12 protein-coding genes are annotated in these 12916 nt (G+C 48.3%); 11 read left to right on the forward strand and 1 reads right to left on the reverse strand.

Going from position 1 to position 12916, the window contains the following annotated elements:
* The first annotated feature begins 126 nt into the window (after window positions 1-126).
* Window positions 127-837, forward strand: coding sequence for a 3D domain-containing protein (locus tag AC58QO_RS25880; protein ID WP_497270615.1), 711 nt, complete (start codon window positions 127-129; stop codon window positions 835-837).
* 74 nt (window positions 838-911) lie between these two features.
* On the opposite strand, the gene AC58QO_RS25885 is transcribed toward AC58QO_RS25880, so the two are convergent.
* The gene (locus tag AC58QO_RS25885) at window positions 912-1772 is read right to left on the reverse strand and encodes an alpha/beta hydrolase (RefSeq protein WP_497270617.1); all 861 of its coding nucleotides are present in this window, start codon (window positions 1770-1772) and stop codon (window positions 912-914) included.
* 255 nt (window positions 1773-2027) lie between these two features.
* Between AC58QO_RS25885 and AC58QO_RS25890 the strand changes: the two genes are divergently transcribed.
* The 10 genes from AC58QO_RS25890 to AC58QO_RS25935 all read left to right on the forward strand — a co-directional run bounded on the left by AC58QO_RS25890 (window position 2028) and on the right by AC58QO_RS25935 (window position 12845).
* Window positions 2028-2324, forward strand: a complete 297-nt coding sequence (locus AC58QO_RS25890; RefSeq protein ID WP_057314263.1) for a LiaF transmembrane domain-containing protein — start codon at window positions 2028-2030, stop codon at window positions 2322-2324.
* A gap of 47 nt (window positions 2325-2371) precedes the next feature.
* The gene (locus AC58QO_RS25895) at window positions 2372-3067 is read left to right on the forward strand and encodes a PspA/IM30 family protein (protein ID WP_497270619.1); all 696 of its coding nucleotides are present in this window, start codon (window positions 2372-2374) and stop codon (window positions 3065-3067) included.
* Window positions 3036-3524 (forward strand): PspC domain-containing protein, encoded by a 489-nt coding sequence (locus tag AC58QO_RS25900; RefSeq protein WP_497270621.1) that lies wholly within the window; start codon window positions 3036-3038, stop codon window positions 3522-3524. Before AC58QO_RS25895 ends, AC58QO_RS25900 begins: the two co-directional genes overlap by 32 nt.
* A gap of 3 nt (window positions 3525-3527) precedes the next feature.
* Entirely contained in the window at window positions 3528-4214 is a 687-nt protein-coding gene (locus AC58QO_RS25905; RefSeq protein WP_497270623.1) for a PspA/IM30 family protein, read from the forward strand.
* 539 nt (window positions 4215-4753) lie between these two features.
* Window positions 4754-6259, forward strand: coding sequence for a sugar ABC transporter ATP-binding protein (locus tag AC58QO_RS25910; RefSeq protein WP_497270625.1), 1506 nt, complete (start codon window positions 4754-4756; stop codon window positions 6257-6259).
* Window positions 6260-6269: 10 nt separating this feature from the next.
* Entirely contained in the window at window positions 6270-7253 is a 984-nt protein-coding gene (locus AC58QO_RS25915; protein ID WP_497270626.1) for an ABC transporter permease, read from the forward strand.
* A 63-nt stretch (window positions 7254-7316) separates the two neighbouring features.
* A complete protein-coding gene (locus tag AC58QO_RS25920; RefSeq protein WP_497270628.1) occupies window positions 7317-8324 on the forward strand; it encodes an ABC transporter substrate-binding protein in 1008 nt (335 codons plus the stop codon).
* A 120-nt stretch (window positions 8325-8444) separates the two neighbouring features.
* Window positions 8445-10061, forward strand: coding sequence for a response regulator (locus AC58QO_RS25925; RefSeq protein WP_497270630.1), 1617 nt, complete (start codon window positions 8445-8447; stop codon window positions 10059-10061).
* Complete coding sequence (locus tag AC58QO_RS25930) at window positions 10058-11833, forward strand: cache domain-containing sensor histidine kinase (RefSeq protein WP_497270632.1); 1776 nt, start codon at window positions 10058-10060, stop codon at window positions 11831-11833. The genes AC58QO_RS25925 and AC58QO_RS25930 overlap by 4 nt, the downstream gene beginning before the upstream one ends.
* A 31-nt stretch (window positions 11834-11864) precedes the next feature.
* Window positions 11865-12845, forward strand: a complete 981-nt coding sequence (locus tag AC58QO_RS25935) for a substrate-binding domain-containing protein (protein ID WP_497270634.1) — start codon at window positions 11865-11867, stop codon at window positions 12843-12845.
* The last annotated feature ends 71 nt before the right edge of the window (window positions 12846-12916 follow it).

Raw genomic sequence — 12916 nt, forward strand, 5'->3', positions numbered from 1 at the left:
CACTCTCGTATTTTACTGCCTATCTAGCATTTATTTCATATGGCATGGTATAGAAATCAAATTTTTAGCCGAGTCTAGTAGCTATAACTCTATTAACTTTTAACTTTTCGAGGAGGAGCTATAGCTATGTTGTTTCGTAAAATATGTATTTCGACCTTATCTCTTACACTGTTGCTAGGATTGTGGTTCATGCAAGCGAAAGTATATTCCTTTCCGACGAGTGATGAAGATGGGGAAATGCCGCCTGTCTATGTGGCTTCTGTGAATGGAAGCTCCGATAAACCGATAGAAGAAACTCAAGGGCAGCCAGCTGAAATCGAGAAAGCCACGACAGCTTACAAAGTAAGCCGAGGAGATACGCTATTCAAAATTGCAAGAAGCTTCGATATCGCTGTTGAGGATCTCATCGCTGCAAATGCGATTTCCAATCCCAATCAGCTGACGATTGGACAAAGTTTAACGATTCCTATCGTAGCTGCAGGTGCTTCCTCATCAGAGGGACAGCCGAAAATAATCAAAAAAGTAATCAATACCACGCTAACCGCGTACACTGCAGGCTTTGAGTCTACAGGCAAAAAAGCGTCTCACCCTACATACGGCATCACCTATAGCGGCATCAAAGCCAAAGAGGGACGCACGATTGCCGTGGATCCAGCGGTCATTCCTTTAGGATCAACTGTATTCATTGAAGGTATTGGCATTCGGAAAGCGGAAGATATCGGATCGGCGATTCGCGGCTCTCGAATTGATGTGTTTATGAATGATTTGGGACAAGCGCAGGAGTTTGGTGTGAAAAAGAACGTGAAGGTGTATGTGTTAGATAAAGAAAACGTGTAGCCGCTGCTATAAGCATAGGAAAGAAAGAAAGAAAGAAGGAAAGACCGACGTCATAGACGGCGGTCTTTTTCATTTCAAGCATACATCTTAGGTGTATTAGGCGTAAGCGTATGCAGATCCAACCAACCTAGTAAATCAGCAAGGAATTGCTCTCGCCCTAGGTCATCGAAAGGGCGATGACGCATCGTATCGTAAGCGTAGCCTTTTTTATCTTGCGAACCTACCAAGTGCAGGAATTGCTGCAGCTTAGCGGGGGGCGTCAATTTATCTTCTAGTCCATATTGCAGGAGAAAGGGGAGTTGAAACGATTGTGCTTGACTTATAATTCTCGGAATGGCTTGACTTAGTCCAAGGCCTAAGCCTGGTGTTACGGTACTATGACGCAAAGGATCTGATTGCAGCTTCGCCGCCATGTCGGGATCTTGAGTTAGGCCCTCGACACTGCCTGATTTTTGAATGGTGAGTTGTGGCCGGATCTTCCCTAGAAGTTTAATGAGCCAATTTTCAAAAGTCGTCATTTCATACGAAATCGCGGGAGCCACCAAAACGAGTCCACTAATCCCAGTGCCCCGATCGAGCACATAGTCCGCACTAATCACGCCACCCATACTGTGACCGATGATAAAGAGAGGCAGCCCAGGGTTTTCAGATAGGATGAGTTTTCTAAAAACATCAAGATCTCCTTTGTATTCATCCCATGAGCGAATGAATCCACGAATACCCGGGCTCCGCCCATGACCGCGCGAATCAGCCGAATATACGATATAACCACCCTGTACGAGTGCGTCGCGCATATTGACCAATCCACCGCTGTGGTCGCCGTGTCCATGGACGGCAATAATAGTGCCTTTGGCTGGTACTTCTGACGGGGTGACTCTTCGATAGAAAAGTTCAAGCCCGCCAACTCCCTGAAACGTTCCCTCCGTGATGTTCACAAGGAAATCCTCCTTACGCAATAAGCGAGATGGTTTGAACTAGCCCTTATTTTACCATATCGCATAAATCGCACACACGATAATTTTATTCAAGCCTTTTAGGGGGGAATGCCCGTCTATCACAGGTCGTAGACCCACCCCGACTAAGGTCTAGGAGCAAATACCGTCCACGGTCCGTTTTGGAAAGCAGCGATTTTACCTACAATAAAGACATGAACAAGACAACAGCCAACAACGAAAGGCGGTGACGAAACGATGAAAAGAAATACAGGGCTTGCCGCTTTGCTAATCGCATTCGGCGCACTGATTTTATTCAATAAGCTAGGCTTTCACTTAGGAGACTTTATAGGCTCGGTGATGGGATATGTCATTCCCCTCATTATGGTTGGACTGGGTTACCTAGGGATTAAGAACGATAAGAAAATTGGATGGGTTATTGCGGGTATCGGGATAATCATTCTAGTTAGTAAGCTAGCAGGTTGGATCATTATCCTTCTGGCGATCGGGTTAATCGGTTATGGATTTTCAATGTTAAAAGGAAGAACGGCGTAATGTAAAGGTAGGAACCGAATACAGAGTGTGAAAAAGGTGGAGTGAAGATGAGCCTATTTAGGCGGATGAGAGATATAACCGTGGCAACTTTGAATGAGCATTTAGAGAAGTCAGAAGATCCAGTACGCTTGATTGACCAATACTTAGCAGCCCAACGTGAGCAGCTTCAACAGTCAGAGAGGCTGTATCAGCAATGCGTGAGTCACGCAGCATCACTTCGGCAGCAATATTTAACCGCACTTGAAACGAAAGAAAAGCGTGAGCATCAAGCGCTGCTAGCCTTGAAGGCAGGCGAAGAGCACATGGCACGAATCGTGCTGCAAGAGAAGCTGCAAGCTGAAGAGAAAAGCGTGCAATATCATGATCTGTATGAGCAGGCAAAGCAGTCCATCCTTGAACTGGATGAGGAGCTTCAACAACTGAAAGCCGATTACAAAGAAGTCGCAGACAAACGCAGCTACTACTTGGCTCGTATGGAGTCCGCCCGCTTGCAGCAGCGTTTGCATGCTCGCAGCAGTGTCACACAAGATGGGGCACCGCGGATGTTCGGCCGATTGGAAGAGCGCGTATCCGATATGGAGCTGCATGCCAGAACACTTCGCGATGTCCGCCGAATGGGTCGCGAAAGCTTTTACAGCGGGGGCAACCCGGCCGTAGATGCGGAGATGGAAGCACTTCGCAATAGACTGAAACAGGAGGGAACACAGGATCATGAACAAACTATATCGCTCACGAAGAGATAAGAAACTTACGGGCCTATGCGGGGGACTTGCAGAAGCCATGAATGTAGATGTCACATTATTACGTTTACTAGTCGTGATCACCACGTTTTTCACCGGAGGCACCGTCATTTTCATCTACTTTGTAGCGGCGATTGTTATTCCGAAGGAACCTGGGTTTGATCAGCCCCCATTTGATCCCTATGCAGGCTCGTATGGTCGTCAAAACTATTCAGGTGGGTCATGGAATCATCATAAATCCCACAATCACCACCACCATCATAAATCTCACAATCACCACCAAGCTCCTCAGAGAGCGGGTAGCTATGCACCATATGAAGTTAGTGAAACGACGAACAACATCGATGAGATGATGAAAGACATTGAGAAAAAAGCACTGCAAAGAGAAGTAGATGAACTAAGAGCCAAAGTCGCTAGATTTGAAAAACAAACATTGGATAGTAAAAAAGGAGACGTGTAAACCATGGGTGTATTTACAAGAATGAAAGATATGACGAAAGCATCAATTCACGAGGTATTAGATAAAATTGAGGATCCAATCGTGATGTTGAACCAATATCTTCGCGATATGGAGCAAGAAATTGCTCAAGCAGAAGTAACGGTTGCTCGCCAAATCGCAAGTGAGCGCAAGCTGAAGCAGCGTCTTGAAGAATCCGTTCGTTTAGTGTCTGACCGCGAAGCGAAAGCTTCCGCAGCCATCAAGAACGGTCAAGAAGCGATTGCTCGTCAAGCTGTTGAAGAGAAGTTGTACCACGAAGATAAAATTGTTGAGTACACAGATCTTCACGCTGCTGCTAAAGCACATGCGGATGAGCTTACTCAGCAGTTGCACGAAATGAAAGATGAGTTCTACAAAATGCGCAACAAACGCAACGAGCTAGTATCCCGCGCTCAATTGGCGAAAGCGAAAAAGCAAATGGCACAAGTTTCCTACAACGGTGTGATCGAAAGCGGCAGCGCATCCCGCGGCTTCCAACGCATGGAAGAGAAGATCATCCAGCTTGAAGTTGAAGCTGAGATCGCTCGCAAGCCTTACGTACCCGCAGGTACTGTAGGCAGCTACACGCCGATCGACACAGCGAAGCAAGCTAAAGTGGATGAGCAGTTGAACCTGCTCAAAGAGAAATTGAACGGTCAAGCGGCTGAATAGCAGCTTGGGTAGTAAGCGGAAAGCGGAAAGCCCCTCCTGGTGAGGGGCTTTTTGGCTTTGAAGTACGGTCGGCCGGCTATGATCCAGCAGCTTCACTAAACTAACTGTTTGCGGAACGTGGTTCCCCTATTCGCCCCAAAACAAGCAAAATCATCGAGAAACGGAACGAGAGGGCTCTATTTTCTCGAAAACAGCTGTTTTGTAGCTGATTTAGGGTGCAATAGCGGAACAACGTTCCGTTAAATGCAGGAATGGGCTGTTTTCGAAGAAATAGAGGAACGTAGTTCCGTTTCCCCGAATTTTTGCCCCGAATTGGGCTATACCACTGGATTTATCCAATATAAAGATGAATTTTCCGCCCATTTTACTCATTCCATTGGATTTGTCCAATGGAGCTCGCCGTTTTACGCCCTTCCCCAAATCAGAAGATTTTCAACGTTTTTGAAGAGATTTATCCACTCTCATTCCAGCTTCTGGCAGGTAGAATGAACTCATAAGCAAGAGACATAACCGATCTGGGGTACGAGGTGAGATAGACGATGAGTGAAGAAGTTTTGCTTAGGATGGAAGGGATTGAGAAGCATTTTCCTGGCGTTCACGCGCTGCATCAATGCCAACTAACTTTAGCGGCTGGTGAGGTACTCGCGTTAGTCGGTGAGAATGGTGCAGGGAAATCGACGTTGATGAAAATTGCCACGGGTGTGTATCAGAAGGATGAAGGAAGTATATTCATCAAAGGCCGCGAAGTGAGCATCCCTCATACAAGAGCAGCACAGCAGCTAGGCATTTCGATGATTCACCAAGAGTTGAATCTCATGCCGGATTTGACGATAGCGCAAAACATTTTCATCGGACGCGAGCCGCGACATAGTTTCAAGCTTTTCGTAGATGAACGAAAGCTGAACGAACAAGCGCAGCGCCTCATGGACCAGATGAACCTTCAACTGGATCCCCGGACGCTGGTAGCTGATTTGACAGTAGCTAAGCAGCAAATGGTCGAGATCGCGAAGGCGCTGTCCTTTCAATCCGAGGTGCTGATCATGGATGAACCGACAGCCGCGCTAACCCACGCTGAGATTGAGGAGATGTTCCGTATCATCAATCAGCTTCGCAGCCGCGGAGTTGGCATTGTCTACATTTCGCATCGGATGGAGGAACTGAAGCGCATTAGCAATCGCATCACGGTGATGCGTGACGGCCGCTATATTGATACCGTGCAGACGGAGACGACATCGATCGATCAGATTATCTCCATGATGGTAGGCCGGGAGCTCTACGTCAGTCCGAACCAGCAAGCGACAAACACCTCACAGACGATGGTGCTTGAGGTTTCCAAGTTAAACCGCGGCTCAGCGGTGAAGGATGTTTCCTTCCATCTGGCCAAAGGAGAAATACTTGGCTTCGCAGGCCTCATGGGAGCAGGGCGCACGGAGGTGGCGCGGGCGATTTTTGGTGCAGACGCCATCGACTCAGGCAACATTCGCATTCATGGGCGCGATGTTAGCATCAAAGCTCCGCATGATGCCGTGAAGAACGGTATCGGCTACTTATCCGAGGACCGCAAGCGCTACGGGCTCATGGTGGACATGGATGTGAAGATGAACATCGCACTCGCATCGTATCGGAAGGCTAGGCGGGTTTTTGGCTGGATGCGTGATGGCGTTATCGCTCAAACAGCGCAGCACTATGTGGAAGCGCTTCAAATCAAAACGCCGACCATCCATCAACAGGTGAAATTCCTATCCGGCGGTAACCAACAGAAGGTCGTTATCGGCAAATGGCTGCACCGCAACTGCGATATTCTCATCTTCGATGAACCGACGCGGGGGATCGATGTGGGAGCCAAAACAGAGATTTACAAGCTGCTCGATGATCTCGCCGCACAAGGGAAATCGATCATTATGATCTCCTCGGAGCTGCCTGAAATATTGCGCATGAGCCATCGCATTATGGTCATGTGCGAAGGACGCATAACCGGAGAACTCACACAGCAGGAAGCAACACAAGAAGCTATTATGAGATTCGCTACGATGCGGATCAGCTAGGAGGAGTCCCATGTCTACATGGCTTGCACAGAGAAAAATTGTTCCCACCTTGTCTAAACAAAGCGGGGCTGCCCAGAAGCTGTTGGCATTCGCCAGCTTGATCATGCTCGTACTGATCTTTTCTTTATCGTCGAGCAACTTTTTCCAATTCGATAACCTAGTCGCGATCATGCTTTCAACCGCCGTTATCGGGGTTCTGGCCTTAGGCTCTACGTTCGTTATCATTACTTCCGGTATCGACTTGGCCGTAGGAACGGTCATGACATTCTCCGCCGTGATGGCCGGTGTGATTATCACGACGTGGCAGCTGCCTATGCCGCTCGGCATACTCGGAGGCATTCTCGCCGGAGCGATTTGCGGTCTCATTAGCGGGCTGCTCGTAGCCAAAATGAAAATTCCGCCCTTCATCGCGACACTCGCCATGATGATGGTAACGAAGGGCTTATCGCTTGTTATTTCAGGTGCGAAACCGATTTATTTTAACGACACGCCAGCATTTACCCAAATTTCAATGGGCTCGATCATCAGTGGAATTCCGAACGCGATACTCATCTTCTTCGGAGCCGCGATTGTGGCCAGCATTATTTTGACCAAAACGATTATTGGCCGTTACAACTTCGCCCTAGGAAGCAATGAAGAGTCCACGAGACTCTCAGGCGTCAACGTCGACTATTGGAAAATCGTGATTTACACACTGACAGGCGTGTTCAGCGGAATTGCCGGTATCATGATGGCCTCCAGGCTCAACTCCGCACAGCCCGCACTCGGATCTGGCTATGAGTTGGAAGCGATCGCAGCCGTTGTTATTGGGGGAACTTCCCTCAGCGGGGGCAAGGGCTCCATCCTTGGAACGGTCATCGGAGCGCTGATCATGAGCGTGTTGACGAATGGACTGCGGATTTTATCCGTGAAGCAAGAGTGGCAGACAGTCATTGTAGGTATCGTGATAGTGTTGGCGGTTTACGCAGATATGATGCGCCGTCGCAAGAAATAACCTTGGTATTTACTCCATAAGGAGTCCTATACAAACCAAATTAGGAATAAGGGGCGATCAACCGTGCAAAAACGGACTAAGAAATTTGCTGTAGCGTCATCGTTAATCTTACTATCCGCTATCGTTTTGAGTGCATGTGGTTCCACTTCTACGAAAACAGCAACATCAACTGCAGGAACAACGACAACAGCCGTGAAATCAGATAAGATCTACATTCCTGTCATCTCCAAGGGATTCCAGCATCAGTTCTGGCAAGCGGTTAAGCAAGGTGCTGAGAAAGCATCGAAGGAATTCAATGTGGAGATCACGTTTGAAGGTCCTGAAACGGAAACACAAGTCGATAAGCAAATTGAAATGCTGCAAGCGGCACTGGGCAAAAAGCCTGCGGCTATCGCTTTCGCTGCGCTTGACAGCAAAGCGGCATCGCCGCTGCTAGAGAAGGCGAAAGCGAGCAAAATCCCGATTATCGGTTTCGACTCTGGTGTGGATAGCGACATCCCGGTAACGACTGCCGCTACGGATAATAAAGCCGCAGCATCACTCGCTGCTGATAAAATGGCTGCACTCATCGGCAATGAAGGCGAAATCGCCCTTGTCGTGCATGACCAAACGAGCCGTACGGGTGTTGATCGCCGAGATGGCTTCGTGAACCAAATCAAAGCGAAATATCCAAACATCAAAATCGTAGATACGCAATACAGCGGTGATCCACTGAAAGCAACGGACTTGTCCAAAGCGATTATCCAAGCTCACCCGAATATTAAAGGAATCTTCGGTTCTAACGAAGGTGCGGCTATTGGGGTTATTAACGGGATTACAGAAAGCAAAAAAGACGGCAAAATCGTCGTGATCGGCTTCGACTCCGGTAAACAACAAATGGATGCCATTCGCAGCGGTAAAATGGCTGGCGCGATTACACAGGATCCAATCGGTATCGGTTATTGGTCCGTGAAAGCAGCTGTGCAAGCGATTAAAGGCGAAACAGTTCCGAAAAATATCGACACAGGCTTCCACTGGTACGACAAAACGAACATTGATTCAGCGGAAATCAAAGCACTCCTATACGAATAGAACTTAGAGGCTGCGCCCCCACGGGCAGCCTCTATTGCCAATTCTTGGGGCTGGTATGTACAATACACATATACCCGAACATAGACGAGCCTAAATCGATTTCGCCAGAGGTGAACACATATGTACACAATCATCATGATTGATGATGAGGATGAAGTCAGAGAAGGCATTAAGAGAAAGACGAACTGGGAAGCCTGCGGTTTCCAGCTTGTTGGCGATTACGATAACGGCCGGGACGCCTATGAGGCGGTTGAGCGGCTGCAGCCGGATGTCGTCATCACCGACATTAACATGCCGTTCATGGACGGACTTCAGCTCACAGAACGGATCGTTGCCAAATATCGCACCATCAAAGTTGTTATTGTAACCGGTTACGAGGATTTCGATTATGCGAAGCAAGCGATCAAGCTGAAGGTTAAAGACTATTTGCTGAAGCCGATCAACAGCGCAGAATTCACCGAATTCCTGCAAAAGCTGTGCGCGGAACTGGATGAGGAGCGTAAGCAGCGCGAGGATATCACCTTCCTCCGCCGCCAGTTTCAAGAGAGCATGCCGCTGCTGCGTGAGCGGTTTCTGGAGCGGTTGGTCACGTCCGGCATGCGGAAAGAAGAGATCGAGCGGAAGCTGCCGATGTTTGGTCTACAATTGAACGGAGCGGGACATACGGTGCTGGCGCTGGATATTGAAGATTTTGGGCGGGAGCTGTATAGCGACCAAGTAGCGGAAGAAGAGCTGCTGCGATTTGCGGCTTATAATATTTTGCATGAAATCGTGGAGAAAGAGCATGGCGGTACGGTTTTCCGAACCCGTGATGATAAGCTCGTAGGACTGGTATCGGGTCACCAAGAGCAGGTAGAGGTTATATGTCAGACGCTGGCCGAACAGGCGAGATATAGTATTGAGAAATATTTGGGGATGACGGTCACGGTCGGCATTAGCCGCATGTACGAGGGACTACAGGAGCTGCCGAAGGCTTTTCAGGAAGCGCTTACGGCGCTAGATTATCGCTTTTTGCTGGGAAATAATCGAATTATTGCCATCGGGGATATGGAGTTCGGCAGCAGCTTGGACAATACCAGCTATATGAGGATGGAGAAGAGGCTCATCTCGGCCATCAAAACAGGGGAAAAGGGCGTCATTTCCCAAACCCTGCATGATTGGATTGACGATTTGAAGAAGTCGGCGTGTCCGATGGAGACTTGTTACGGCAAGCTGCACAAATTGCTCGTCGCTTTGATGAATGCTGGGGTGGAGACCGGGCTGGATGAAGATGATGTGCTGGGTGATCATTCGTTCATGGAACTCTACACGCGCAAAACATTGCATGATGTGCGACTCTGGCTAGAGGGCATCTGTTTAACTTTCGTTGACCGGCTGGCAGAAAAGCGTACGCATGTGTCGGGGGCGCAGTTGGAGTCGGCTGTTGCCTATATTCACGAGCATTATGCCGATGAGCAGCTTTCGCTGCAACAGGTGTGCAATCATATTTATATGAGCATGAGCTACTTCAGTGCCTTATTCAAGCCCCATACAGGAGAAACCTTTATCGAGTATGTGACCCGTTACCGCCTGGAGAAAGCCAAAGAAATGCTGGCCACCACACAGCTCAAAACATATGAGCTTGCTGCCAAGGTCGGTTATGGGGATCCGCAATATTTTAGTGTTATTTTTAAAAGACATACGGGCATGACGCCGAAGGAGTTCAGAGCCGCCAACAAGGCTGGGCTGAGCTTATGAGAAGTGTCCTCCATGCCTTTCAATTCAAAAGCATTCATACTAAATTCGCGTTGGCCTTTTCTTGTTTAATTTTATGTACAACGGTCATTCTCAGCTATAGCGCATATCGACTCTCGACGGTCGCTGTTACGGATGCCTCGCTGACGTATACGAATCAGTTGATCGAGCAGGTCAATAAGAATATCCAAACCTATATCGGCAATATGGAGAGTATTTCTACGCTTTCGTTGAGCAACACGGATCTGAAGCAATATCTCTCTTTGAAAAATCCGCAGGATACAGAAGCGCAGCAATTGGAGCGCCAAATTAGCAATTATTTCAGTACCATCGTCGCATCGCGAAATGATATCGCTTCCATAGTGTTCATCGGTTCGAATGGCGCCGTTGTATCGGATCGGGTGTCACCGGAATTTAAGCCTTACGCTGAGCTTATTTCACAGGAATGGTACACGAAAGCGAGCAGGAGCAAGGGGGATATCGTGATTTCGTCCTCCCATGTCCAGCATGTGTATCAAAATGAATATAAATGGGTCGTTTCGATTTCCAAACAGATGCCGAATCCATTGCCTGGGGCTGCAAGCGGGGTGCTGCTTGTTGACCTGAACTTTAACCTCATTAATGATTTATGTAATCAAATTCAGTTGGGCCAACGGGGCTATGTTTTCATCCTCGATCAAAGCGGCGATCTGATCTACCATCCACAGCAGCAGCTGCTCTATTCCGGCTTGAAATCGGAGGATATCCGAGCACTGATGCAGGCTAAGGACAGTACGTTCGAGACGGTGGCATCGGATGAAAATAAGATCTATACCGTGCGCACAACGAATTTTGGTTGGAAGATTATTGGCGTGACCTATGCGGGCGACTTGAGCGGGAACAAAAAAGAGATGCAGCTTACCTCCGCCATGTGGGGCGGTATTGCACTCATTATTGCACTGGCGATTTCGATTTGGTTGTCGATTACGTTGACCAAACCGATTAAGCAGCTGGAAGTGCATATGAAGCAGGTCGAGAAGGGCAACTTCGACATCCGCGTGGATGTGGAAGGTGCGAACGAGATCAGTAAGCTGTCACGGACGTTTAATCTGATGATTAGCAAAATCAAAGAGCTCATGAGCCAGACGGTGCTGGATCAAGAAGTCAAACGGATTAGCGAGCTGAAGGCGTTGCAAGCGCAGATTCAGCCTCATTTTCTATACAATACGCTGGATTCGATTATCTGGATGGCCGAGATGGGGAAAGTCGATGACGTTGTGACGATGACCTCTGCCTTGTCCAAGCTGCTTCGTTCAAGCATCAGCAAAGGTGAGGAGCTTATTCCCATCAGCGTGGAATTGGCCCATATTGAAAACTATTTAACGATACAAAACATCCGTTATCGCAATAAATTTACGTATGACATTGAAGTGGATAAGGATCTACTGGAGGATCGCAGCTTAAAAATCGTGCTGCAGCCGTTGGTCGAAAATGCGATCTATCATGGCATGAAGCATTTGCCGGAAAAAGGGCATATCCGGATAACGGGGCGGAAGCGGGACGGTGTTATTGAGCTGAAAGTGACGGATAACGGGGTTGGGATGAGCGAGGAGCAGTTGAAGGCTTTGAAGATGAAAACCCATCAACCACAATCAGGCAAAGGCTTTGGTTTGCATAATGTGAATCATCGCATCCAGTTGTATTTCGGGGAGCTATACGGCTTGCATTTCGAAAGTGAGCTGGAAGAGGGCACAACGGTTACGATCACGTTCCCTGAGATGCCGTTCCATGTCTGATCAAAGTGAAGGCTAGAAGTGAGGTGTTCCATTGAAAATAAAAGTTGGCACGCTCGTGATAACGGCAGCTGTTGGTCTTGTTCTGATCTTGGGGGTCTTTGTCGTCGCTAAGAGCCTGAGCGTGAAGAACGAATCAATCATTTTGATTCCGAAAACGATTGATACGCATGTGGAATTTTGGCAGGTGCTGAATCAAGGTGTATTTGCAGCTGCGAAAGAGTATAATGCGGAGATTAAGATCAGAGGGACGGCATCCGAGTCGCAAATCGATGAGCAGATAAAGCTTGTGGAACAAGCCATAGCTGAGAAGCCTAAGGCGATCATTCTGGCTGCTACGGATTACAATCGCCTCGTTCCCGTTGCACAGCGTGCGATCGATGCAGGCATTACGCTGATCACGGTCGATTCGGGTCTTGCGGGCGGTGTTTCCGAGAGCTTTATTGCGACGGATAATTACGCGGCAGGCCGCAAAGCGGTGGAAACGATGAAGAGTTATGTGCAGGGACCAGCAACTTATGCCATCGTTAGTTTTGTGAAAACCTCGAACACCCAGATGGATCGTGAAAATGGGGTGCGAGATGGTCTGAAAAGCGATACTTCCGTTAAGCTGCTAGATACGTTGTATAGTAACGGGTCCGAGGATAAGGCGTATGAGCTGACAAAGGAGCTGCTTCGGGAGCATTCCGATATCAGCGGCATATTTGGCCTGAATGAGCCTTCCACGATGGGTGCGGCGCGTGCGCTGAAGGAGCTGGATCCCGACCGAGCGATTAAGCTTGTGGGCTTCGACAGTTCGATGAATGAAATTTCGTTCCTAGAGTCGGGGATTTTGCAAGGGACCGTTGTGCAGAAGCCATTTAACATGGGCTATTTAGCTGTGAAAACGGCCCTCCAGGCGCATCGCGGCGAATCCGTCAAACGAATTGTAGATACGGGCTCGGAGGTCATTACCAAAGAGAATATGTATACGAACGAGAATCAGAAGCTATTGTTTCCTTTTGTGGGGAAATAGGAAGCAGCGCATGGTCGTTCCGTTAGTTCGAGATATTTAGACAAGCCCCTCAGGTCTTCAGCAAATTTCCC

It is taken from the genome of Paenibacillus sp. J31R30, assembly GCF_059692115.1.